The sequence below is a fragment of the Ferrimonas lipolytica genome, from assembly GCF_012295575.1.
GTDB lineage: Bacteria > Pseudomonadota > Gammaproteobacteria > Enterobacterales > Shewanellaceae > Ferrimonas > Ferrimonas lipolytica.
The window spans coordinates 456654-481545 of record NZ_CP051180.1 but is presented as its reverse complement, the minus strand read 5'-3'; the positions used below and the strand labels follow the sequence as shown (position 1 = coordinate 481545).

The following is a 24892-nucleotide window of genomic DNA, read 5'->3' as shown; positions in this document are numbered from 1 at the left end:
AATTTCAGATCAAGCGTTTTTCTTAGCCATGCTTTTTTTCAAAGCCTCTAGCTCTTGGCTTACCTTATCTTCAGCTTCCAAAGCCGCAAACTCATCTTGCAAACCACGAGGCTGGGTCATCTGGTAGGCTTCTACTTCAGACTCAATCCCCTCAACTCGGCGTTCGTATTGCTCAAAACGACTCATCGCTTGATCAATCTTATTGGTATCTAGTTGCTTGCGAACATCCAAACGAGAGGTGGCTGCTTGCTTACGCATGATGATGGTCTTCTGGCGAGCACGTGCATCATTAAGCTTGTCTTGCAGTTGCGAAACCTCTTCTTTCAAGCGCTCTAACTGCTGCTCAATGGTAACCAACTCTAGCTTAATCGCATCAACCATCTCTACTGCGTTCTGCTTCTCAGCCAGTGCCGCACGAGCCAGATCTTCGCGGCCTTTTGACAGCGCCAACTCCGCTTTGCCCTGCCAATCTTCAACCTGAGCTTCCGCTCGTTGAATGCGACGCAGCGACTCTTTCTTATCTGCTAAAATTCGCGCAGAGGTTGAACGAACCTCGACCAGTGTGTCTTCCATCTCTTGGATGATTAAGCGCACCATCTTTTCTGGATCTTCAGCCTTATCCAATAATGAACTAAGGTTCGAATTCACAATATCAGCGAAACGAGAAAAAATACCCATAATTAAATCCTCATAAAAAATGTTGCCCTCGGTTAGTCATATACATTTCCCGTGCCAACTTTTAAATTAGCTTTAACCACTTGTTTTAATAAGATTTTATTTTAGTGTTGGTATTTCGACCATTAACCCATATTATGGATTTGACTACTCGATAGTGAAATTAACCACGTTGGAACAGGGATGCCATCACAAAGACCAAATGACAATCTAATCGGCCAATCGACCGCCTTTCACGAGGTGCTAGAGCACGTATCTAAGGTCGCGCCATTGAATAAGCCGGTATTAATTATCGGTGAGCGCGGTACCGGCAAAGAGTTGATTGCCGAGCGTCTACACTTCTTATCTAGCCGATGGGAACAAAACTACGTCAAGCTTAACTGTGCCGCCCTAAATGAAAATCTACTGGAAAGTGAGCTGTTTGGCCACGAATCTGGGGCATTTACTGGGGCCAGTAAGCGCCACGAAGGTCGATTTGAACGCGCTGATAAAGGCACCCTATTCCTCGACGAACTCGCCAATACCTCCGGCTTAGTACAAGAAAAGTTACTGCGTGTCATTGAATACGGCGAGTTTGAACGAGTGGGTGGCACCCGTACCGTTCGCAGTGACGTCCGCTTGATTTGCGCCACCAACGAGGATCTGCCTCAGCTCGCCGCGCAAGGAAAGTTTCGCGCCGATCTGCTCGATCGCTTAGCCTTCGATGTTATTACCCTGCCGCCGCTGCGAGTGCGCAAAGAGGATATCCTCATCTTAGCGGATCACTTTGCCATGCAGATGACCCGTCAATTGGGGCTAGAACTGTTTGCCGGTTTTAGTAACAACGCCCTAAAAACCCTGCAGGGGTACCCGTGGCCCGGCAACGTGCGTGAGCTTAAAAACGCCATTGAACGTAGTGTTTATCGACATAACAACGCCCATGTGCCACTGCATGAGATTGTACTTGACCCGTTCGAGTCACCGTGGCGCCCCACCCAACTTATCCGCACCAATGCCCCAACTGTAGAGCAAGCTAGCGCAGCTGAGCCAGAAGTCATGCCCGCGGCAACACAGGGAGCTAGCGAGTTCCCTATCGACTTCAAGCAGGTCTGCCAAGATAATGAGAAATCGCTACTGCAACAGGCGTTGGTGCATAGCCAATATAACCAAAAGAAAGCCGCAGAAAATCTGGCGCTTACCTATCACCAACTGCGTGGGATATTAAAGAAATACGATATGCTAGGGCAGGAAAATTGAGCACTCTGCGACGCCCTGTTAGACTACAGCGATCAATAAGTTGTGAACTGAAATCATGGCCATGTCGCGCCTTTTAATAGTCTTTATCCTGCTGTTCGTTGCTGGGTGCAGCGAACAGCAGCAGTACATTGAGAATGGGTTAGTCTATTGCTCCGAAGGTAACCCCGAAACCTTCAACCCGCAGTTGACCGTCTCAGGTACCGCCATCGATGCTACCTCAAAGCAGTTATACAACCGCTTAATCCAGATCGATCCCCAAAGTGGTGAGCTATCACCGGAGCTCGCGGTGGCGTGGAACATCAGCAGCGATGGCCTTCGCTATCGCTTTAGCTTGCGCCAGCAGGTGCAGTTTCACCATACCGATTACTTCAGCCCGACTCGGGCCTTTAATGCCGACGACGTATTGTTTAGCTTCAATCGTTGGTTGCTTCGCTCACACCCATTTTATCAGGTTGGTGGCGGTCGTTACCCCTTTTTCCAAAGCATTAACCTAGATCACACCAACGTTAAACTGCACAAGCTCAATGACTATCAAGTGGAGTTTGAACTGCTGGAGCCACGCGCCAACTTCTTAGCTGAGATAGCCACAGATTTCGCGGTTATCCTTTCAAAAGAGTATGGCTTTCAGCAGCTCACCGCAGGTACCCCGGAAGCGCTAGATAGCCAACCGATCGGTACCGGCCCTTTTAAGCTGCGCGATTACGTTCGTAACCAATACATCCGTTACGACCGCCATGAACAGTATTGGGGCGAAAACGCCAAGCTGGATCAATTGGTGTACGACATCACCCAAGCGGCCGCGTCCCGAGTAGTGAAGCTGATTGGTGGCGATTGCGATGTCGCCGCACTGCCGCAACTCAGTGAGCTTGGCCATATTCAAGGTTATGACGATCTAGCGCTCGATGTAATGCCAGGGCTAAACGTGGCCTATTGGGCTTTCAACACCACTAGAGCACCGTTTGATAACCCCCAAGTCCGCCAAGCACTGAGCCTAGCGGTTGATAAAAAGCGGATTCTGCAAGCGATTTATCACAACACTGCAGTTGTCGGCAAAGGCATGTTACCGCCAATCTCGTGGGCTTATGATCCCGATCTCCCCGAGCGAGCTTATAACCCAGCATTAGCCACTCGCCTGCTGGAAAATGCCGACGTTGGCGCACTGACTATCGATATCTGGGCTATGCCGGTAGCGCGGATCTACAACCCAGACGCGATCGACACCGCCAAACTGATTAAACAGGACTTGGCTAAGATTGGGATTAACGCCACCATCCACAGCTACGACTGGAGCCGTTTTCTGGCGCAGCTGGAAAGCCGCGATTACGACTCAGTACTGATTGGCTGGTCGGCCGACAACCTCGATCCCGACAATTTCTTTAGCCCGTTACTTACTTGCACCGCGCTCGAATATGGCTCCAATCGCTCCCAATGGTGCAACGAGGAGTTTGACCAACTCATCGTTGCCGCTCGCGATGCTCAGGATCCACAACAACGACAGCGACTCTATAGCCAGTTGGAGTATCAATTGCAGCAACACACTCCATTGGTGCCAATAGCTCACGCCAGCCGCATCCTCGGCCGTAAGCGCCATTGGCATGGCCGTATTCTTCATACCAGTGGTGGCATCGACTTCACCACTGTAGGCAGGGAGCCACTATGATCTCCTACCTTCTGCGGCGAATAAATCTGCTGATTTTAACCAGTTTGGTGCTCAGCGGCTTAATCTACATCGCCACCTTAAATATGCCTGGCGATCCGGTAACCAACCTCAGTGGCATCACCAATCCCACCGAGCCACAACGGGCACAAATTGTTGAACAGTATCGCCTTGACCAAGGCATGGTTCGTGGCTATATCGCCTTTGTTAGTACCCGCCTCAGCGGTGACTTAGGCCAATCACAAGTCTCTGGCGCAACCGTAGCCGCTGAGCTTAGTAAAACCTTACCGGCGACCTTAGAGTTATCCCTTATCGCATTAATGTTGGCATTAGTAGTTGGTGTGCCCCTGGGTATTCTCGCGGCCGGTCGCACCGGGTTATGGCCCAAGCTCCTTTGGGCAATGACGCTGCTTAGCTTCAGTCTGCCAGCGTTTTGGTTGGGGATCTTACTGCTGATCACCTTTGGTCTTGATCTGGATCTATTGCCGCCATCGGGCCGACTAAATCTACTCTACGATGTGCCCTATCAAACAGGATTTATGCTGATTGATATCCCCATGTCTGCGGCACCGTGGCGCTGGCAAGCATTAAACGATGCGATGGTTCATCTGGTAATGCCAGTAATGGTAATGGCCGCCTTGCCTACCACACTGATGATCCGCACCGTCCGCGTCAGCATGTTAGCTGAGGTAGAGAAACCCTATATTCGCGCTTTGAAAGCGCGCGGCGTAGCCAAGTTGAGCTTAGTGATCAACCACGCTATCCCTAACTCAGTAGCACCGATGTTCCGTACCATGACCTTGCAACTGGGCCCCATCGCCTCCACCTTAGTGGTGGTTGAAACCATCTTTAACTGGCCGGGGATCGGCTCCTATCTGATGTCAGCCCTATATCAAGGCGACTACACCGCGCTGCACAGCGGCATCATCGTTATGTCGGTATTTATTATTGTTGTCTCGATCGTTTTAGAAGTGGCGCACGCACTGTTAAATCCAGTCAGCCGTAAGGAGATCCATGGGTAGTCCACAGCTTTATCACGAGGACAAGATCCCATCGACATGGACCCAGATCTGGATCCACTTCCGCAATCGTCCAACCGCGTACGTCGGCCTTTGGGCCATCGGCTTTATGCTGCTGCTGTCTCTACTCGGGCCATTTTTAGCGCCATTTAGCGCCACTGAGCAAGCCTCGGAAATGTTGTTAGCGCCCCCCTCTTGGCACGCTGATGGAGACGTCAAATTCTTCTTTGGTACCGACAGCTTGGGCCGAGATATCTGGTCGCGCTTGTTGCACGGCGCTCACCTCACCTTTGGCTACGCCGCCCTGATTGTAATTGTCACCATCGCAGTTGGCTTTTTGATTGGCACCCTATCCGGTACCGCCCATGGCCTTCGCGCTTCGGTATTGGGACACCTGCTCGATGCCTTGTTATCACTGCCCTCAGTGATTTTAGCGTTACTGATGGTGGCGGTAATGGGGCCGGGCTTGAATAACGTATTTTGGGCTGTGGGTTTATCGTTGCTGCCAAGTATCGTTCGCACCGTTCACAACGCCGTCTACGAAGAGAACCAAAAACAGTACGTAATGGCAGCCAAACTCGATGGTGCCAACCGTTACCAAATTCTGCGTTATGCCATCTTGCCCAACATCGCCGATATTATGGTGATGCGCACCACCCTAACCTTCTCCGCCGCTATCTTGGATATCGCAGCCTTAGGTTTCCTTAATCTCGGTGCTCAAGCGCCTTCGCCAGAGTGGGGAGCGATGGTACGCGATGGCATCAGCAATGTGCTTAGCGCCCCGTGGACGGTGACCATGCCGGGTTTGGCGATACTGCTAGCAGTACTGGCCACCAACTTGGTTGGAGATGGCCTTGGTCACGCCATCTCCGAGGAGCGTGATTAATGCAGCTGCTCGATATTCGTAACCTAACCATCGAACTGGATACCCCACACGGCCGCTTCGTTGCTCTTGAGAAGTTCAGCCTACGCATGACCGAAGGCGAAATTCACGGTCTGGTTGGCGAGTCTGGCTCAGGCAAAAGCTTGCTGGCTAAGGCGATCTTAGGCATCACCGATCGCCGTACTCATGTCCGCGCCGACCGCCTTAATTGGAATGGCAAAAACATGCTGTCGATGAGCAGTCGTGAGCGACGGCAATTGATGAGTAACGAGATTGCGATGATCTTTCAAGAGCCCGCCGCCTGTTTAGACCCTTCCGCCAAAATCGGTTCACAGCTCATCGAATCGATGCCGAACAACACAGAGGTTTCGTGGTGGAAGCGGGGCAAGCAACGGCGCAAACTGGCGATCCAGCTGCTGCACAAAGTCGGCGTGAAGCAACATCAACCATTGCTGGAAGCTTACCCATGGGAGCTGACCGAAAGTGAAGCCCACAAAGTAATGCTGGCCATGGCTTTAGCACGTAAACCTAAACTGATTGTGGCCGACGAGCCAACCACTGGCCTCGAAACCGCAACTCAAGCACAGATCTTTCGTATGCTTGAGAAGCTCAACCAGCTCCATAACGTTGCCATTTTGTTTATCAGTCACGATCTGCAAGCGGTTGGTCGTTGGTCAGATAAAGTAACGGTGCTGTATTGCGGTCATATGATGGAATCTGGCGTCGCCAAAAAGGTGCTTGGCAACTTTCGTCACCCCTATACCCAAGCGTTACTTGAAAGCTCTCTCAGCAACACCTTCCATCTGCCTCATAAGGCGGAATTACCTGCACTGCGCGGTGCAGTGCCACTGTTGCAGCATCTGCCGGTCGGTTGTCGCTTAGGGCCGCGATGCCCTCGGGCGCAAAAAGAGTGCGTTAAGGCACCGGTTATCCGTAGCGTCAATGGCCATGCCTATCGCTGCCACTTTCCCATTGAGCAGAAGGACAAAGCGTGACCGATGTGCCGCAGTTGCAGGTAAGAGATCTGCACAAACATTACTCCAAAAGCCGCTCTTGGTTCCGTCGTGAATACAAGCAAGCCATCGCGCCGCTGTCGTTTGAACTCGCTGCCGGCGAAACCTTAGCGTTTGTTGGCGAAGCAGGCTCCGGCCGTACCTCATTGGCACAGATCTTAAGTGGTGCTAAGGCTCGCAGTGGTGGCCAAATATTTCTCAATGGCAAAGAGTTACACAGTCAGAACCACCATCAGCGCAGCCGTAATATTCGGATGATCTTCCAAGACCCTGCCACCTCATTAAACCCTCGCTTGCGGGTGGGAGAGCAGTTGGAAAAACCGCTTCGATTCAACACCAATATGACTGCCGCCGAGCGGATTAATACGGTCGAAAAAGCGTTGGTGCAGGTTGGATTATTGCGTGAACACGCGGATTTTTATCCATTGATGCTGGCCAATGGGCAACGTCAGCGGGTAGCGATTGCCCGCGCATTGATGCTTGAACCTAAGGTACTGATCTCTGATGAAGCCTTTGGTGGCCTCGACACCACCCTTCGAGCTCAGTGCATCAACTTGCTGCTGCAGCTGCAACGTAAACTCGGTCTGAGCTACATTTTTATGTCGCACGACTTAAACTTGGTACAGCACATCGCTGATCGGGTCATTGTGCTGCGCAAGGGTAAAGTGGTTGAGGAAGGCACTACCGATGAAGTCTTTGCCCACCCCCAACATGAATACACTAAGCGTTTGATTGAGCAGCAGGTGTTGCGACCACGGAACTGATTGCATTACTACAGGTAGATTCATAAATAGAAATAGCTAACAACGTTTCGAATTACGGCAGCCTCGAACTTTAATTTGGCCAGCGGTAGTTTTTGAATCAGTACTATTGTTATGGCTGTGTCACAGTTAAGTGTTGAGGTTTATATCAAGCCTTTGGCTGTAGTGATTGCAGTGCTCTTAAGGGGTTATGTCGCGGTGGCAACGGCACATTCTGGTATGCATTAGGGCGAGCTCCGCCCCTTTGGAATCCCCCTTTGCCTTAGGTCGCAGTCCAAAACGCTTCGCTGGACTGCCCAATGCGGCAAAAGATCAACGGCGGTGGTACTTTCCCCTTGTATCAAAACTCGCCTAGCCGGTGCTTTAACAGCATTGGAAACAACAACACTTAGTTGGTACACAACCATTGTTATGCTCCACCAAGCTTCAGCTACAACAAAGGCGACCAAACGGTCGCCTTTGTTTGTAACGCTAACTGAAGCAGCTCAATCAGCTCTCCAGCGTAATCACATCAAACGGTACCACTGGGTCAACATCGGCATCGTAGTCGATACCATCAAGACCGAATCCAAACAGGCTTAAGAACTCCTGCTTGTATTGGTTGTAATCAGACAGCTCCGCCAAATTGTCATCGGTTAGCTTTGGCCACAACGCCTTGCAGTGCGCTTGAATATCTTCACGCAGTTCCCAATCATCCAGACGGATGCGATTGTGTTCATCGGTTGGCAGCTCAGCACCGTTGTATAAACGATCGGTCAGCATGCGCCATACCTGCTCGATACAGCCTTCGTGTACCCCCTCTTCCCGCATCTTCTTGAACACCATCGCAATGTAGAGAGGCATAACAGGAATCGCAGAGGACGCTTGAGTAACCACACTCTTCAGTACGGCAACGTTCGCGCCACCATCAATGCCACCTAACTTTGCGTCGAGTGCCTTAGCAGCACGGTCGAGATCTTTCTTAGCTTCGCCCAAGGCACCATCCCAGTAGATCGGCCAGGTAATTTCGGTACCAATGTAACTGTAAGCCACTGTACGGCAACCGTTAGCCAGTACACCAGCATCATTCAACGCGTTGATCCACAGCTCCCAGTCTTGCCCCCCCATAACCGTTACGGTGTTGGCGATCTCTTCCTCAGTAGCCGGTTCAACCGATGCTTCAAACAACTGGTCTTTATTCGTATCGACCGCGGTTGCAGTGTAGGTCTGACCCATCGGCTTTAAGCATGAACGGACCACTTCACCAGAGTCCGGTAGTTTACGTACCGGTGACGCCAGTGAGTACACCACCATATCAATCTGACCAAGATCCTCCTTAATCAGCTCGATAACTTTCTCTTTGGCTTGGTGGGAGAACGCATCGCCATTGATGCTTTTGGCGTATAAGCCCGCCTTATGAGCCGCTTGCTCAAATGAAGCAGAGTTGTACCAGCCTGCAGTGCCCGGCTTGCGTTCAGTCGCTGGCTTCTCAAAAAATACGCCGATGGTAGCTGCGTCACTACCAAATGCAGCGGAGATCCGCGATGCCAAACCGTAACCACTGGAGGAGCCCACGACTAATACACGCTTAGGTCCATCGTTTAACTTTGGCTGCGCTTGGACGTAAGCGATTTGGTCATTCACGTTTTTGTCGCAACCGACAGGGTGAGTTGTGGTACAAATAAATCCGCGAATTTTTGGTTTGATAATCATGGCTGATCCCTAAAAAACGACGGCACATTATCTAAACGGCCGTACGCTATTGAAATTACTGGCGCAAGGGTAACGTATAGCAGCAATATGACAAAGCTGAGTTATGCTGATCCGACCATCCTAGCCCTTCGCGAACGTGCTAACAGTGTCGATAAGCATGCAAATGATAATAATTATCATTGACAACTATTCGTCACTTCATACACTTAACCTTAACCTCTGCTTCGGAATACGCCACTATGTGCCTAGCTCGCCCTGAACCGATTGAACCATCACCGCTGATCCCGGCTAAACCTCAGGGCTCAACCACTCGGCTACGTCACAAGCTGTGGGAGCTAGAAACCAAGTTGCATTGTCCCGTTATCGGCACCTGCCTAACCAACGCTGAGTTGCGCACGTTGGCTAAAAAACACGGTGATCGCTACGCTGCCGGTAAGAACGACTATTGGCTACACACCTTCTTTGTCACCAATACCCAAGGCAAAAACAAGTTATCATTGGCGACCTATAAGTATCTAGAGCGTAAATACTCCTCGGCGGTGCGTCAGTTTGCCCAAGCAAAGGATGCCGCCACCTTACGGTTAATGTGGGAAGACTTCTTAGCGCGTGGTGCCACGGCAGAGGCGTTATGGGCCACCACCACCCATGGCCAATGTACCGACGAGCTGAAAGAGGAAGCCTTTGAGACCATCCACATGCTTTCCCATCAGATTGGTGCTGGACAGCAAGCGGATCTTAAGCGGCTAACGCAGGCCGAAGCGGAGTTAGTTGGGCTCAAACAAGAGCAAGCTAAGCAGATAAAGAAGACTAACCAGCAGTTGCACGACAAAGACAAGCAATTGCAACAGCTGCGGGACGAGTTAGAAGCACAGCAGTTGCGTAACCGCCAGCTGGAGATTACCAATGAACAGCATCAGTTAACCCCAGCGGACGACACTAGCAACGAACAACTGCAACAGCAAAATCAACAGTTAGAGCAACGATTCCAAGACAGCCAAGCTGCACTTCAACGCGCCACCGAGCAACGCGACCATTGGCACATGACCGCCCTCACCTACCAGCGAAAACTGGATAAGATCAAAGCCCAGCACGATCAAGACGTGCGTACGCTGGAGGCCGCATTCGGGCCGGTTGCTAGTGCCAGCGGTTGTAGCAGCTGTGGTAGCAGCGATTGCAGTGCTTGCCCAGATCTTGCCGGTCAAAACGTGCTGTGCGTTGGTGGTTTGCATCGCTTGGTTGACCAATACCGCGCCATCATTGAGCGCAGCAACGGTAACTTTAGCCATCACGATGGGGGTAAAGAGGACAGCCGGAAACGATTAGAATCGATGCTCGCCGCCGCCGACACTGTGATCTGCGCGGTCGATTGCGTTAGTCACGACGCCTATTACAAGCTCAAACGCTTCTGCAAACAGCACGGCAAACGCCATATTTTTATGGAGTCGTCGAGCCTATCCAGCTTCGCCCAAACCGTTGGTAAGCTATCCAGCCAGCTCGAACAAACCGATGTGGCTTAAACGCTAAGCCTTAGCGTTACTCCCGAGCTTAAAATCAAACAGCCCCGCACATTGGCGGGGCTGTTTTTGGCTGTGTCGTAGTTAGCTGTTGAAATTTATCTTAAGCCTTCGGCTTCACCGGTTTCGGTGCTTTTAGAGGAGGATGTCGCGGTGGCGACGGCACATTCCTGTATGCATTAGGGGGGAGCTTCGCCCCCTTTGGAATCCCCCCCCTTGCCTTAGGTCGCAGTCCAAAGCGGCAGAAGGTCAACGGCGGTAGTGCTTAACCCCTTGTATCGGCGCTCGCCTAGCCGATGCTTTAACTGTACTAGAAGGAACAACACTTAATTGGTACACCGCCCTTTTTTGCAATGAACACCGGTTATAGCGGCGAGTTAACCACCACAAACTGGCTAGAACCCGCGATCGGGGCAAACCAAACGCCTTGGTATTGGCGGTAGCTGACGCCATCCACCGACACTGCTTTATGGCCCGCGGGCAATGCAGAAACAATGCTACCGATGGTGTATCCACCATAACTGGCAGCAGGAGCAGCCGTTGCTGAAACCGCTGCAGTGGGCGTGGTAGTAGTTTGCGTAGTGGTTACGGTATAACTGCCAACCGGTGGCTGCGAAACGTAAACGTACTGATCCCCCTGCTGGCGATAAAAAACGTTATCAATTACCGCATAACTGATGCCGGCGAATACAGCAAAGGTGGCAATATCACGGATGTCGCGACGGTAATAACTGCGGTGCTTCGGGGTTTTATAATGCTTACCCGGCTTTACCACTATCACTTTGTTATGGGTCTTCTTATGGTTATTGTCGTGACCATGGCCATTCTTTGCCAACGCTGGAGTTGCAGCTAAGGTGGCTATCACCAAGGATATCAAAATGGGTTTCATAGGTTACTCCAGAAAAGAATACTTTACTGATCCTAGCGGAATCGAAGCTGCAGTTCTGTAAAGAATCGTAAGTGACTACCAATTACTGTCAACAGTGAGATCCAGCTCGTGGCAACCAAATTTTCGCCTTGTTACCTTTGCCGAAATTTTTTTTAGAGTCCGCTATGAACTGGTTACGCCAACTATTAGACGATGAAACCTCAACCGTAGGACGTCGTTTTAACTTGCTGTTGCAGGGACTTATTATCCTGTCCTTGGTTACATTTTCGATTGAAACCCTACCAGATCTGGATGAACGTTCACGGCAACTACTGCGCTATTGTGAAGTCATCTTTGTGGCGATATTTACCGTTGAATATCTAGCACGATTATTGGCGGCAAAAAACAGAAAAAAGTTTGTGTTTTCATTCTTTGGTATCGTCGATTTAGTCGCAATCTTGCCGTTTTACCTCGCCTTAGGGCTGGATCTTCGTGCGGTACGTGGGTTACGGATGTTGCGATTAGTTCGGCTACTTAAGCTCGCCCGCTACAACAAAGCAATGAAGCGCCTCCACTGTGCTTTTGTCATCGCCAAAGAAGAACTGGTGATGTTTGTGTTTGCCACCATCCTAACCCTTTATGTAGCGGCAGTTGGTATCTATTTTTTTGAGAACCCAGCCCAGCCAGACTCATTCAGTTCAATATTTTCTAGTCTCTGGTGGGCGGTGGCGACTCTCACCACTGTTGGCTATGGCGATATCTACCCAATTACCGCTGGAGGTAAGGTCTTTACCTTTCTTATCCTGATCCTCGGCTTAGGGATCGTCTCTATCCCTGCGGGCATGGTGGCGTCAGCCCTCGGCGAAGCCCGTGAGATGGAAGATAAGTAAGCTCAAAGCTAAAGCAAAACAGCCCTAGGACTCACGTCCTAGGGCTGTTTTGTATGGCTGAATCGCAACAACAGTAATGCGACTAGACGACTAGACGACTAGCAACGTAAACGATTGTTGATATCGCGGCTCTGGCGTACCAGTTCATCCCCTTGGGAAAACTCTGACTTAGCCATGCGATCGTACAGCAGCACATTGACGGTGGCGGCAAGGTTCATGCAACCATTGGTTGGCACGTAAACAACTGCATCAGCAGCCGAAACCACTTGCTGGGATAGACTGCCATCTTCTGGGCCAAACAGATAGATTGCCTGTTCTGGGTGGTCAAAGTTAGGCAAAGCTACCGCCCCTTCAACCAGCTCAATACAAACAATTTTAGTACCCGCCGGCAGATCCGCTCGCAGCTCTTCCACTCGCGTTAATGGGATCGCATCAGAAGCACTGTGCGTATCAGTATGAAACTTTGCTGCACGCTCGTAACGGGCACCGGTGTAGCGAACTTCATCAACGCCGTAGCATCCTGCCGCCCGCATCACCGCACCAACATTGGTTGGGCTCTTGGGGTTGGTTAACCCAATCATCAACTTTGGCTCAGCCATCATACTTCTCTTTCATCGAGGAAAACGGCGCACATGCTAACCGCCAGCGAATGATTTGTCAGCATTCGCTTTCGCTCAACCACTGCACCGACCATTCAAACAAGCGTTTACATTTGCAAAAAAATCCAACAGGTTAGTACTTAACTAAGACGGATTGTCATTACCGTTGAGTCAGTTACATTCAATCTGATTGAGGGAGAAGCAGATGAATCCACAACAACTGGTTACCGCCGGTTTGGCACTTTTTATCGCCACCGCTGGTGCCGCACCAGAACAACATTTTCACCCGAAAGGGAAAGCACCATCGCAATACACCAAGGCTGTTCTTGCTGACGCTCGTGCTGCACTGCCCTTTAGCGACAAGCGTGATTTTGAGGAGCAACGGCGGGGTTTTATCGCCGCCCCCAAGTCACGGGTGATCAAAGATCAACAGGGAAATGTTGTCTTCGATCTGCAACGCTTTAATTTCATTGATCAAGCCAATAACAGCGACAGTATCCACCCTTCATTGGTACGCCAATCACAACTCAATATGAGCTTTGGTTTGTATCAAGTGATGGAAGACGTCTATCAAGTGCGTGGCTTCGACTTGGCCAACATCACCTTTGTTCGCGGCGAGAGTGGCTGGATTGTGTTTGATCCTTTGACCTCGCAAGAGACCTCCAGCGCAGCGCTGGATTTGATTAGCCAAGAGATCGCTGAACTGCCGGTAAAGGCAGTGGTATTTTCTCACAGCCATGGCGACCACTGGGGTGGTGTCCGCGGGGTAGTTTCAGAGCAGGATGTTCGCTCTGGCAAGGTACCGCTGATTGCACCAGTGGGCTTTACCGAGCATGCAGTTAGCGAAAACGTCTATGCCGGCAATGCCATGACCCGACGCATGTACTACCAATACGGCGTAGCACTGCCTGCTAGCCCTTATGGTCACGCAGGTCAGGGGTTAGCGCAGACTATCTCCCGCGGTACCGTTGGCTTAATCACCCCATCACGCTTTGTTAGTGAAGCGGAAGAAACCATCATCATCGACGGCGTGAAGATGGTGTTTCAACTCACCCCTGGCACCGAAGCACCGACTGAGATGAACACCTACTTCCCAGATAAGAAACTGTTGTGGGCAGCAGAGAATGTCACCGGCACCTTCCACAACATCTATACCTTACGCGGCGCTCAGGTGCGCGATGCATTAGCATGGTCAAAGTACATCAACGAGATGCTGTATGAATATGGCCAAGAAGCCGAAATTATGATGGCGTCACACCACTGGCCGCGTTGGGGCAACGAGCGCATACAAGAGGTGCTGCGTGGTCAGCGGGATCTGTACGCCAACATCAATAATCAGGTGCTCCATCTAGCTAACCAAGGCGTCACTATTAACCAGATCCACAATGAGTTTGAAACGCCTAAAAGCTTATCTGACCAATGGTACAACCGCGGTTATCACGGTTCACCGGAGCACAACAGCCGTGGCGTAATTAACCGTTACCTTGGTTATTGGGACAACAATCCAGCCACACTTATTCCTTTGTCTCCTAGTGATTCTGCACCGTTATACGTTGAGATGATGGGCGGTGCCAAAGCGATTCTGCGCAAGGGCAAAAGCCTTCATGACAGCGGCCAATACAAGCTGGCAGTGGAGATCCTCGACAAGCTACTGCAAGCCGAGCCGAGCAATACTCAGGTGCATGATCTGTTAGCTGACTGCTATGAACAACTGGGTTATCAGCAGGAGAACCCCGGCTTACGTAACAGCTTTTTGCAGGGCGCCTATGAGCTGCGCGATGGCATCAAGACTGGCTTCGAACCCAATACCGCTAGCGAAGAGATCATCTCCGCATTGCCAACGGAGCTGTTCTTCGATGCATTGGCTATCCGCATGGATGCAGCTAAGGTTGACGGGCTTAACTTTGTGATTAATTTTGCCACCCCAGATACCGGTGAGACCTTTGTGATTGAGTTAAGCAATGCCACCCTCACCACCATCGCTGGCCAACAAGCAGTACAACCAGACTTAAGCTATCGCATCAATCGCAGCGATCTGGTACCGATTATGATGCAGCGAGCCAGCTTTGCTAGCCAACTGAAGGCCGGCCGCGCCAGCGCAGAAGGAGATGTACAGATCCTTGCTAAGATGTTGCAGGCGATAACCGTTTTCCCAACTGACTTCGAGATCTTGCCAGGCACCAAGCGCGACTAGGCTCAAAGCGCGAATAACAAAATGCCACTTGTTGGGAAGCATGTGGCATTTTTAGGCTTTGTAGTCGCTGCTAGGTTTGCCTAAACTCTACGGCGCCAACGACTATGGTGCTTTAACGGCATCATATCCCGGTGGCGGCTGAAGGTTAGAGGCGGTAGTTCTGCATCAATTAGTCAGCCATCAACTTACGGTTCATCAGGTAATGACGACCATGATCGTAGCACCAGTTAAACACCAGCGTATAAACCAAATAAAACACCACCATGCCCAGATCTAATATCAACGCATCCCACCAGCCCATGCCTGTCATCAATACCAGTAGCGGTAAACTAATGCTCAATAAACCAATCTCAAAACCAGCGCTATGAGCCATCCGTACAATCAAGCCACGGTTAATGCGGTCTTGCCCAAACAGCTTATCGAACAACACGTTATAGCCGTAGTTCCATGCCATCGCGATTAAGCTCACCAGTACCGCAATCCCGGTCATGATACTTGGGGCAACACCACTAATTAAACTGGCGACTGGCACCAGCAGGATCAAACCAATTACTTCAAACAATACACTGTGAATAACCCGATCTTTGGTGGTCATAACGCCTCTCTACAACGACTAATGACGCTATTATCATCATGATATAAGATGCAATAAAGTTAGTTACTATCGGTTTTATCGATATGTTAAGCCTGCAACAACTCAATACTTTTATTCACTGTGCCCAAGCTGGCTCTTTCTCTGCGGCGGCTCGACGCCTCGGTAAAGCTCAGTCGGTGGTAAGCCAAGCCATCGCTAATCTCGAAATCGACCTAGGCCAAACCCTGTTTGACCGCAGCAGTCGTAAACCGACCCTAACCCCTCACGGTCAAATCCTGTTGCAACAAGCGCAAGCGGTTATGCAGCAAGCTCAAGATCTGCAAGCCACTGCCGCGGCACTCACACCGGAAACGGAGCCCTCGCTAACCATCGCGCTAGATCAGGCACTGACCCTACCAAGCCTCTACCAATTAATTCAACGTTTTAGCCAACGCTTCCACGCCACCGAGCTGGTACTTGAGATCTGCCAGAGTAACCAGATCCCGCCATTGGTCCGGCAAGGTAGAGCCCACATTGGACTGATGTTGACGGGTCAAGATATGCCAGCGGGGGTTAACCTAGGCTTACTCGGCCAACTGCCGTTTTACGCCGTCGCATCGCCATTGCATCCGTTAGCGCAACTGCAAAGCGTAAGCCGCAGCGAGATAACATTGCATCGGCAACTAATCACCAAAAACAGTAACAACAAGGCGGTCGAACAGCTGCAACCGATCTCCCCTAAGGTGTATTGGTCTAACGACTTCGAAGCCTTAAAACAATTAGCGATAGCCAATCTCGGTTGGGGGTATTTACCAGCCCACTTGGCTCAGAGCGAGGTTGATAACCAACGATTAGTCAAATTGCCGGTAAGTTTTGATATCGAAACCTGGTCGGTGCCAGTTGACCGAGTAACCCCTCTAAACAGTGCCAAAGGGCTGGGTCAGCGGTGGTTAGAGGAGCAGTGCGAGCAGTTATTGCAGTAAAACAACGGCGGCTAACTTACTGTGTGGACTGAGAGGTTTTTACCAATTGAGTTACATCGATAAATAGCTCATCTTCAGGCAGTTGAGCAGCGTCGAACTGCAATAATTGCTGGCGATTGCGCAGTGTATTAGGCAGCGGCCATTGGTACTTATGCAACGGCAACAGCTGCTGTAGATAGAGCTTGCCGTAGCGAAAACCAAAACGAACAACGGCGTTGGGGTTGGCTTTATCGAAATCGCTACCGAACCATTGCGGCAATCGAGCCACCACGCGCTGCAACTGCTTAACGTAGTTGGCAGAGATTAACTGCGTTATCTGTGCTACCGCAGTGGTATCAACGCCGCCATTGTAGTTGAGCACTTGTTGCTGTGGAGCCGCGGCAAAATGGAGCACGCTAATGACGCCACTGTCGAGGTCAAAATCCGCCATCTCCGCCTGATGCCAACCACTCAGCGGCATCGCGCCCGGAGACAGCAATACCGTTGCCGTCCGTGTTGATTCAGACTTGTGTATTGGCGCTACCATCACCCCAGTAACATCAAAGTTAATCGACTCCTTAATCAACATTGATGGATAGAGCTGCGCAGGCTCGCGCATCCGTTGAGCGCGCCATTGCAACGTGCTGATACTCGACAGTTGGCGCCAGTGCTCATCAATCGCGAGCAGCAACTCATCAACGCCAATGACATTAACTGACTGACGCTGTAAACGCCGCTGCTCAGCTAAGTTGAGCCCCTCTAAATTGGTTTCAGTCAACAAATCCAAGCCATGATCTGGCGTCAGCCCAAATTCACGTACCAGAGCAGATTCAAGGCTATTCTTAGCCGCCAGCATCAATAAATGTTGCCCAGACCATTGCTGCAGTCGCTGCGCAGTTTGCTCAATCAAAGGGCGTTGCTCTGGTTGGCCGTTAAGTTCAGCAATAGCCGCAAAGCGCTGTTGCAACCAGTCAAAACGGTTGTGCTCTTTATACTGCCCCATAGTGAGGAGCGTAGCGTAGCTGCCAAATGGAATGGCCAGACTTGGGGCAACATCATTCGGAAAGAAACGGGCCAATTGCGCTTGCTGCGCCGCCTGAAAGCCAATACGAACCCCACGGTCGCTGGGCCACAATTGCCGCGTCGAAATCGGCGTGGCGGTTTGCAGATCATACTGTTCAAAATTAACGGTTAACGGCTCTGCATCAACCAAAGCCTGGGTTTGCAGTGATAACCGCTGTTTGGCCGATTCCATCTCAACATAACCATTGGCACTGACGAGCAGGTTGATGCGCTCGCCCACATGGGTTTGCATGGTCGCCGCTTGCTCCGGTTTAATCACAATAGTGGGTGTATCTCGCAGCACCAGCTGTCGGCGCCAAGGCATATAAGCTGCATCCGCAGACACTAGAATTAACGCTTCAACAGCAGCTGGGAGCGACTGAAGTAACAGTTCGTCGGCATTAACCAAGAGAATACTCGCTGTGGTGGCATGTTCCAGTTGCGCCACAGTTCGTATGGTTCCAGTAGCGATGCCCGGGATGAGCGCCAATGCCGATGATGCTACCCCGGCAGGATCAGCGCTGGGGCTAATAAACTGGATCTCCTGCTGCAACAAAGTAACCAGCTGCGACAACGGGTGTATTGCGCTCAATTGCAGACGATTAGCGATGTAACCCATCACTTTGGGCTCGATAGTCGCAAAATGCGTAATTGTCTCGCCAAAATAGAATGACAACCGCCGCTCAGACCAATGGCTAAGCCGAGCCAGTTGATTTAGGGCTTTTCGATAATTCGCCAATGTCAGCGGCTTGCTGGTAAGCAGCTTGAGTTGCTTCTGACCCAGCTCGAACTCCAATCTGGACAGCAAACCAACTCCGTAGCTGGCGCGCAGCAGCGCCTGAATATGCTGCAACAGCTGGCCGCGATTTAAAAATTGCTGTTGCACCACTGCTTGGTAACCGAGCGGCAAAATATGTTGCTCTAAACTCAACAGCAGATCCAAGCTTTCCAGTGGGTGTGAACAGCGTTCAAACTGATGCCGTATCGCCATAATCAAGCGGCTAAGTAGCTCGAGCTGCTCCTCAGCGTTAGTTAGCTCAGGCCATCGCTGCAGCGCTGCAGTAGCTAACGAACGCAGCTCTGGAGCTTTTTCGGTATCGATATAACGCTGTAACAGCGTTGCCATCGGCTCTGCCGCAAACAGTAAATCAAGTTGTTGCGCGAGTTGCTCATAGGCTGGGATCAACCGTGCCCGCGCTGAGCCGATGGCAAAACTCCTTACCCTATCGGCATCAAACTTATCCGGCTGATTGAGGATCTTATTACGCAGTGACTTAAATTGTGGTTGTTGTTGGTAGAGTGCCGCCACCTGTGACCGTACAGTTTGCCAACGCTTGCCATAGTGGCCATGGGGAATTAATCGTGCAGCTTCAATCAGCAATAAAAATCGCTGCTGTTGCCACCGCGGTTCTCCGCCCAAACGCGTCAATAACTGATAGGCACTGGTGTGTTCGTCGTTAACATTTTTGGCACCGCGGTAGCTACGAACTTGGCGAAAAATCCAACCATCGTCGTTTTCAATCAGAAAATGTTCGAGCACAAGGTAACGAAAGTGACGCTGCTTTGCTGCCGTTTCACCGAAATCCGTCGCGGTTAATCCTGCCAAAACATTCGCTACTGGAAAGCCCGCCTGATGCAATTCTTCAGCATCACTGTTCCATTGGCCATACTGCAGTCCACCTTGGTGATCACGGCAACCGTTGGCTTGTGGTGGCAACACACTGCCATCATTACAAAACCAGCGTAGGCGCCAGAATGGCCCCTTAGGCTGGACCTTCAACTGTTCAACGATGGTGGCAAGGGAACGCGACTCGGCGGCGACGGCAATAGACGAATATAGACCGACCAACGCCAGCAGCAGCGCGATTGTCCCTCGTCTAGTGTTGTTCATCCGCTATCCCTACCCCATTAAACCGTCACCATACTGTCGAATCAGCGCTGTCGTGCCCACTGTAGCGACATTAATCAGCGTAGGTTATTCACAAGATATCAGTGGAATAGAGTTTAATATTGGCGATATTAGCAGGGGTAATCAGCGCTGTAATAACCACTAACTGGTGCTGGCATTGTCCACCAACCTGCTGTAGCTACCCGATTGGATTCAGCATCGCCTCTTAAATAAGGAACTAGGCTAGAAATCGCCGAAAAGCGTCAACTGGGGAGGTGCAAGTGAGTGTCAGAGCGCGATCAGAACGCCATGGTTGCTGCTGAGTTACCCTCAACTTTAACCACTGATTTTCAGAGTTAATCATCTGCTGCCGCGCTAATTAATGGCTGTGTCGTAGTTAGCTATTGAGATTTATCTCAAGCCTTCGGCTTTACCGATTGTGGCGCTTGAAAGGGGCTATGTCGCGGTGGCGACGGCACATTCTTGTATGCACTTCGCCCCCTTTGGAATCCCCCTTGCCTTAGGTCGCCGTCCAAAACGCTTCGCGGGACTGCTCCAATGCGGCAGAAGAGCAACGGCGGTAGTGCTTTATCCTTGTATCAAAACTCCCCTAGCCGGTGCTTTAACAGCATTGGAAAGAACAACACTTAGTTGGTACACAGCCCAATTAATGATTCAGGCGATCAAGTCCGTTACCGACGCCTCAGCCGCCAGTGGTCAACTCATCTATGCCAATTATAACCACTCTTAAGATGTTGCTTGGCCAGCTTTACAACAGGCGGATACAGTCAACTAGTTAAAGCTGCGCTCTATCGCCGCCATTACACTGTCTTTACTGGCACGGAGGCGGTAATCCTCTGATTGATCAATCCATTGCACCACACCGAACTCATCCACTAATACTGAAGTTGGAATCGCCATAGAGCGGTAGCTTGGTTTCAACATTGCCATCGACAACCCCAACACCTGCTTGATGTTTTCCGACTTAAAACCTAACGCTTTGTGGTGTTCAACGCCATAAGCGCGGATCACCCGCAGGGACGGATCAGACAATAACGTAAACTGCAGTTGGTCACGCTGGTGATGTAATTGTGCTTGCTCAATCGTGTCGTCCGACAACGCCACAATATCGATGCCTTTCGCCTCTAGTTCAGCGCGCATCTGTTCAAACATCTTTAATTCCGCACTGCAATATGGGCACCACGAGCCTCGGAAGAACTTCAACAAGGTGCGGCGACCTTTCAGTTTTTCTGAATCAAATAAGCTGCCGTCGTGTGCTGGCACGGTAAACGGCAGTATTGGTTCGCCAACCTTAATTTTGATGTCGTTCAGCGGAGGGTTCTTTTGCCCAAGGAAAAAGAAGAACACAAATGCCAGCATCGCTGTGAACAGCAGTGGTAGCACCGTAATTACAGTACTTAACGCACTCGGCCAAGCCAGATACACGGCGTAAGTACCAATAACAGTCGCACTAATCAATGCTGCTGAAAAACCAACTGGATGCTTCGGTGCACGACTCTGTTTGAGCTTGTTAAGGTAAACGGCCCCCCCAGTCAGGGTGATAACCAGCCCAACAAAGGCAAAACCAATAGCCATAAACTGCATGATTTACTCTCTACTATTCAAATGCGGTAGCGGCTATTCACCGTCACCACGGGTTAATTGCGACAAACTATAGTTGCCATTGAACGGTTGTTCAATATAAAATTGAGCAATCGTTCAAAAGAGACCGCAATCATGGCTAAATCCGCAAAGCACAATCGCCAGGAGGTGATTGAAAAGGCTACTAACCTATATTGGGAAAAGGGATTTCACGCGACCTCGATGCGCAATCTGCAAGAGGTTGTCGATCTTCGTCCCGGTAGCATCTATGCCAGCTTTGGCAGTAAGGAGGGATTGTTCAAAGAATCGCTAGAACATTACGCCAACCTTAATATTGCCGCTGTTCGTGCTATCCGCGAGCAGGCAGAAAGCCCCATTGATGCACTACAGCAAGTGGTGCAAGCCATTGTATTGGACAGCCGCGAGTCCGCTCCAAGTGGCATGTGTATGCTGGTTAAGACGGTGGCAGAGCTCACCGGTGAACACGATGAACTGCTAGAAGACGCAAAAAAATGGCTCAAGCTGATGGAGCAGGAGCTTGTTGCCATCATCGAAGAGGGCATTGCCGCTGAGCAGCTGTCCGCCGACAAAGGGGCACAGCGTATCGCGCGATTCCTGCAGGTACAGTTAATGGGGTTACGCACCTACGGTCGTGTTAATAGCGATAAGGCCTCGGTACTGCAAACCATCGACGATATTTTTGAAACGCTCACTGGCTGGGAGTAACCCCACTTCTGTTAGCCAACCACTACTGTGCCGACCAATAGGGATAATTTAATGAGTGACAACAACTACGTACCGCCAAAAGTATGGCAATGGGATTCCGCCAGTGGCGGCAAGTTTGCCAACATCAACCGTCCAGTCTCTGGCGCAACCCATGACAAAGTACTGCCGGTAGGTGAGCATCCGCTCCAGCTGCATTCACTGGCGACTCCAAACGGCGTTAAGGTCACCATTTTATTAGAAGAGTTGTTGGCCGCTGGGGTTGAACAAGCTGAATACGACGCTTACACCATCAAGGTTGGCGAAGGCGATCAGTTTGGTAGTGGTTTCGTTGAGTTAAACCCTAACTCGAAGATCCCAGCACTGATGGATCAAAGCGTTAATCCACCGATCCGCATCTTTGAATCCGCTTCCATCATGCTCTATTTAGCGGAAAAATTTGATCGGTTCATTCCCAAAGAGATTGCGGCTCGTACCGAGTGTATGTCGTGGTTATTCTGGCAGATGGGTTCAGCCCCATTTCTAGGTGGTGGCTTTGGCCATTTTTACGCTTACGCGCCAGAAAAATACGAATATCCAATCAACCGCTACGCCATGGAAGTAAAGCGCCAATTAGACGTGTTGGATAAGCATCTCGCTGATAAAGAATTTTTCTGTGGGGACGAGTACAGCATTGCTGATATGGCTATATTTGCTTGGTATGGCGAGTTGGTAACCGGCACTATCTACCAAGCGCAAGAGTTCCTTGATACCGCATCTTACAAACATGTGACTCGCTGGGCGACACAGATCCGCCAGCGTCCGGCAGTGCAGCGCGGTGAGCGAGTAAACAAGGTGTGGGGGCCTGAAGAGCTGCAAGTTGAAGAGCGCCACAGCGCCGCCGACATCAGCTAATCACACCAATCGATTGTACAAAGGCGCATTGGGGTTAACCTCCCAATGCGCCTTTATCATTTAAGCATTTGCCTGAGTGAATACCAGTTCCAGTTTGTCAGTCAAGGTGGTTGCTTGGTCGACATCGCGGGTGCTCAATGTGGCTGCTATCTGTTCAAGCTCTGCCTTAAATGGCAGCAATGATACCAGTTGAGTTAGCTCAGAGCTGCCTGCTGCGACTGCTGTCTCCACTACCGTAGCTTGTTGCTCCAAAGCCAAGAGAGATGAACTAACCGCTCTGTCTCCTCGGCCGTTTGCACCACCATTGATTCAATAAGTTCGTCGGATTATTACATTTTGCAGGCCGTTTCCAGCTCATCACTACCTCAAGCCCATTCATTCGCAATAACTCTATCGCTAACTATTGATTTAGTTCGTTGTCTTCGACCGACAGCACCTTACTGCTGCGCCAGCTGTTGCTCAGCGGCAATGTTGTGCTAACTACGGCTGACGGTGAGCTTTGCTGTTGCCAATACCACTGATGTGCAGCAGTGCCTTCGGTGTTACTGGCTTAGTCAAAAAGAAATCGGGCTCTACCCCTGTGACTGCTTCCATTGCGTTCTCTTTGCCATAAGCGGTAACCATAATGCAGCTGAGCACATTTTCGATGCTGCTGTCGGCTTGCAGCAAACCAGTGGTCTCAATGCCGTCACTAACCGGCATCTGCCAGTCCATCACCATCAATTGATAAGACGCACTGTTATCCGCTTGTTTTACTTTTTAAAGCGCTTGTAAGCCATTGGAGCACGACTCCATGTGGGACAGGGAATATAACCACATTATGAAGCGACCTTTCCCCCTTTTCGCAATGATTAATAAGTCAGCTATCCATGCTTAGGTAATCATCAACTACAACCTAATTTTCAACCATTTAACTGTCACTAGTAATACCTAAAACTAACACCTAGTACTGATACCCATGGTCAACTATTACTTCGCCATCAGACAGCCGCTATTACTGCCGCAGCCATTCGTTAGGCTCTGTCACAGTTAAGTGTTGAGGTTATATCAAGCCTTCGATTGTGCTAATTGCGGTGATTATGTCGCAGTGGCGACGACACGCTCTGGTATGCATTAGCGGGGAGCTTCGCCCCCTTTGGCATCCCCCTTTCCTTAGGTCGCAGTCGAAAACGGCAGCAGATCAACCGCGGCAGTGCTTTCCCCTTGTATCAACACTCGTCTAGCCGAGGCTTTAACAGCATTAGAAAAAACAACACTTAGTTGGTACACAGCCTAAAAATGTCTATCTAACCAACAATAATCTCAGTTGTGAGTCGCCAGCCCGGCGCCTGCCCTCAATATATAAAAATAATGTTAGCCCCGACGAACCGACCTAAATAATTGTTATATAAAGATAAAAATTTAACTTACTAGTAGTAAGCAATGTTCCACAACACCCCCCTTATTGAACGATTGTTCAAATTAGCTTGAACGATCGTTCAGGTGCATCTATAGTATTTCCCATACCGCGGCACACAACGTCGCAAACGACAAATAATCATTGGAGTAACAACTCATGAGCAACACTAAACTGCATACTTTGGAAACCGCACCTGCTGGCAGCAAACCATTGTTAGAAGGCTCACTGAAGGCGTTCGGTATGATCCCTAACCTGCACGCGGTATTGGCTGAGTCACCACAGCTACTAGAGGCATACCAAATCCTGCATCGTCTGTTCAACAACTCCTCGTTCAATGCAGAAGAGTTAACCGTGGTATGGCAAACCATCAACGTTGAACACCAGTGTCATTACTGTGTTCCTGCCCACACCGGCATCGCTCACTCAATGAAAGTAAACCCTGAACTGACTGAAGCACTTCGTAATGGCGAATTGATGCCAACCGAGAAGCTACAGGTACTGCACGAAACCACTCTGGCGATGGTTCGTAGTCGTGGCCAACTGACCGAAGCTGAGTTAAACGCTTTCTTTGCCGCTGGTTATGAACAGCGCCACCTGTTGGACATCATTCTTGGTCTATCGCAGAAAGTGATCAGCAACTACACCAACCACATTGCTGAAACCCCACTAGATAAGCCGTTCGAAAAGTTTGTTTGGCAGAAGTAATTGATTTAACGAGTTGGCTGCAGCCAACTCGCCCAAGCTAGTTGCAACACCTTTAGTTATTTCAAACTTGTTTGCCGCTGCG

21 protein-coding genes and 1 pseudogene are annotated in these 24892 nt (G+C 50.4%); 13 read left to right on the top strand and 9 right to left on the bottom strand.

Features of this window, described 5'->3' with window-relative positions; all coding sequences use genetic code 11:
* Positions 1–9: 9 nt before the first annotated feature.
* Complete coding sequence (pspA, locus tag HER31_RS02275; RefSeq protein ID WP_168659087.1) at positions 10–678, bottom strand: phage shock protein PspA; 669 nt, start codon at positions 676–678, stop codon at positions 10–12.
* A 180-nt stretch (positions 679–858) separates the two neighbouring features.
* Between pspA and pspF the strand changes: the two genes are divergently transcribed.
* The 6 genes from pspF (at position 859) to HER31_RS02245 (ending at position 7247) form a co-directional block, all read left to right on the top strand.
* Positions 859–1911 (top strand): phage shock protein operon transcriptional activator, encoded by a 1053-nt coding sequence (pspF, locus tag HER31_RS02270; protein WP_168659086.1) that lies wholly within the window; start codon positions 859–861, stop codon positions 1909–1911.
* 61 nt (positions 1912–1972) lie between these two features.
* A complete protein-coding gene (locus HER31_RS02265; protein WP_238786880.1) occupies positions 1973–3571 on the top strand; it encodes an ABC transporter substrate-binding protein in 1599 nt (532 codons plus the stop codon).
* Complete coding sequence (locus tag HER31_RS02260; RefSeq protein ID WP_168659084.1) at positions 3568–4590, top strand: ABC transporter permease; 1023 nt, start codon at positions 3568–3570, stop codon at positions 4588–4590. The genes HER31_RS02265 and HER31_RS02260 overlap by 4 nt, the downstream gene beginning before the upstream one ends.
* On the top strand, positions 4583–5473 hold the full coding sequence (locus tag HER31_RS02255) for an ABC transporter permease subunit (protein WP_168659083.1): 891 nt from the start codon (positions 4583–4585) through the stop codon (positions 5471–5473). Before HER31_RS02260 ends, HER31_RS02255 begins: the two co-directional genes overlap by 8 nt.
* Positions 5473–6465, top strand: a complete 993-nt coding sequence (locus HER31_RS02250) for an oligopeptide/dipeptide ABC transporter ATP-binding protein (protein ID WP_168659082.1) — start codon at positions 5473–5475, stop codon at positions 6463–6465. Before HER31_RS02255 ends, HER31_RS02250 begins: the two co-directional genes overlap by 1 nt.
* Positions 6462–7247 (top strand): ATP-binding cassette domain-containing protein, encoded by a 786-nt coding sequence (locus HER31_RS02245; RefSeq protein ID WP_238786879.1) that lies wholly within the window; start codon positions 6462–6464, stop codon positions 7245–7247. Before HER31_RS02250 ends, HER31_RS02245 begins: the two co-directional genes overlap by 4 nt.
* Before the next feature lie 486 nt (positions 7248–7733).
* Here HER31_RS02245 and fabV read toward each other — a convergent pair whose 3' ends face one another.
* Positions 7734–8936: an enoyl-ACP reductase FabV gene (fabV, locus tag HER31_RS02240; protein ID WP_168659081.1), complete on the bottom strand. Its 1203-nt coding sequence runs from the start codon at positions 8934–8936 to the stop codon at positions 7734–7736.
* Positions 8937–9175: 239 nt separating this feature from the next.
* Here fabV and HER31_RS02235 point away from each other — a divergent pair, with 239 nt between their 5' ends.
* Positions 9176–10453, top strand: coding sequence for a DUF2325 domain-containing protein (locus HER31_RS02235; RefSeq protein ID WP_168659080.1), 1278 nt, complete (start codon positions 9176–9178; stop codon positions 10451–10453).
* A gap of 361 nt (positions 10454–10814) precedes the next feature.
* Here the strand turns inward: HER31_RS02235 and HER31_RS02230 are convergent, their stop codons facing one another.
* The gene (locus HER31_RS02230) at positions 10815–11339 is read right to left on the bottom strand and encodes a hypothetical protein (RefSeq protein WP_168659079.1); all 525 of its coding nucleotides are present in this window, start codon (positions 11337–11339) and stop codon (positions 10815–10817) included.
* A 164-nt stretch (positions 11340–11503) separates the two neighbouring features.
* On the opposite strand from HER31_RS02230, the gene HER31_RS02225 reads away from it, so the two are divergent.
* On the top strand, positions 11504–12208 hold the full coding sequence (locus HER31_RS02225) for an ion transporter (protein WP_168659078.1): 705 nt from the start codon (positions 11504–11506) through the stop codon (positions 12206–12208).
* Positions 12209–12306: 98 nt separating this feature from the next.
* On the opposite strand, the gene HER31_RS02220 is transcribed toward HER31_RS02225, so the two are convergent.
* Positions 12307–12807 carry an RNA methyltransferase gene (locus tag HER31_RS02220; RefSeq protein ID WP_168663087.1) on the bottom strand — a complete coding sequence of 167 codons (501 nt, stop codon included), beginning with the start codon at positions 12805–12807 and terminating at the stop codon, positions 12307–12309.
* A 205-nt stretch (positions 12808–13012) separates the two neighbouring features.
* Between HER31_RS02220 and HER31_RS02215 the strand changes: the two genes are divergently transcribed.
* Positions 13013–15001: an alkyl/aryl-sulfatase gene (locus HER31_RS02215; RefSeq protein WP_168659077.1), complete on the top strand. Its 1989-nt coding sequence runs from the start codon at positions 13013–13015 to the stop codon at positions 14999–15001.
* Between the two features lie 169 nt (positions 15002–15170).
* On the opposite strand, the gene HER31_RS02210 is transcribed toward HER31_RS02215, so the two are convergent.
* Positions 15171–15596: a PACE efflux transporter gene (locus tag HER31_RS02210; RefSeq protein WP_168659076.1), complete on the bottom strand. Its 426-nt coding sequence runs from the start codon at positions 15594–15596 to the stop codon at positions 15171–15173.
* A gap of 83 nt (positions 15597–15679) precedes the next feature.
* Here HER31_RS02210 and HER31_RS02205 point away from each other — a divergent pair, with 83 nt between their 5' ends.
* The gene (locus HER31_RS02205; protein ID WP_168659075.1) at positions 15680–16558 is read left to right on the top strand and encodes a LysR family transcriptional regulator; all 879 of its coding nucleotides are present in this window, start codon (positions 15680–15682) and stop codon (positions 16556–16558) included.
* 16 nt (positions 16559–16574) lie between these two features.
* On the opposite strand, the gene HER31_RS02200 is transcribed toward HER31_RS02205, so the two are convergent.
* A complete protein-coding gene (locus tag HER31_RS02200; protein WP_168659074.1) occupies positions 16575–19490 on the bottom strand; it encodes a hypothetical protein in 2916 nt (971 codons plus the stop codon).
* Positions 19491–20279: 789 nt separating this feature from the next.
* Positions 20280–21092 carry a peroxiredoxin family protein gene (locus tag HER31_RS02195; protein WP_168659073.1) on the bottom strand — a complete coding sequence of 271 codons (813 nt, stop codon included), beginning with the start codon at positions 21090–21092 and terminating at the stop codon, positions 20280–20282.
* 132 nt (positions 21093–21224) lie between these two features.
* On the opposite strand from HER31_RS02195, the gene HER31_RS02190 reads away from it, so the two are divergent.
* Complete coding sequence (locus HER31_RS02190) at positions 21225–21815, top strand: TetR/AcrR family transcriptional regulator (RefSeq protein ID WP_168659072.1); 591 nt, start codon at positions 21225–21227, stop codon at positions 21813–21815.
* Between the two features lie 51 nt (positions 21816–21866).
* On the top strand, positions 21867–22706 hold the full coding sequence (yghU, locus tag HER31_RS02185; protein WP_168659071.1) for a glutathione-dependent disulfide-bond oxidoreductase: 840 nt from the start codon (positions 21867–21869) through the stop codon (positions 22704–22706).
* A gap of 60 nt (positions 22707–22766) precedes the next feature.
* Here yghU and HER31_RS02180 read toward each other — a convergent pair whose 3' ends face one another.
* Positions 22767–22937 carry a hypothetical protein gene (locus tag HER31_RS02180; RefSeq protein WP_168659070.1) on the bottom strand — a complete coding sequence of 57 codons (171 nt, stop codon included), beginning with the start codon at positions 22935–22937 and terminating at the stop codon, positions 22767–22769.
* A 249-nt stretch (positions 22938–23186) separates the two neighbouring features.
* A pseudogene (locus HER31_RS02175) lies at positions 23187–23432 on the bottom strand (response regulator); the annotation flags it as partial.
* Positions 23433–24261: 829 nt separating this feature from the next.
* On the opposite strand from HER31_RS02175, the gene HER31_RS02170 reads away from it, so the two are divergent.
* Complete coding sequence (locus HER31_RS02170) at positions 24262–24810, top strand: carboxymuconolactone decarboxylase family protein (protein WP_168659068.1); 549 nt, start codon at positions 24262–24264, stop codon at positions 24808–24810.
* Positions 24811–24892 lie beyond the last annotated feature (82 nt).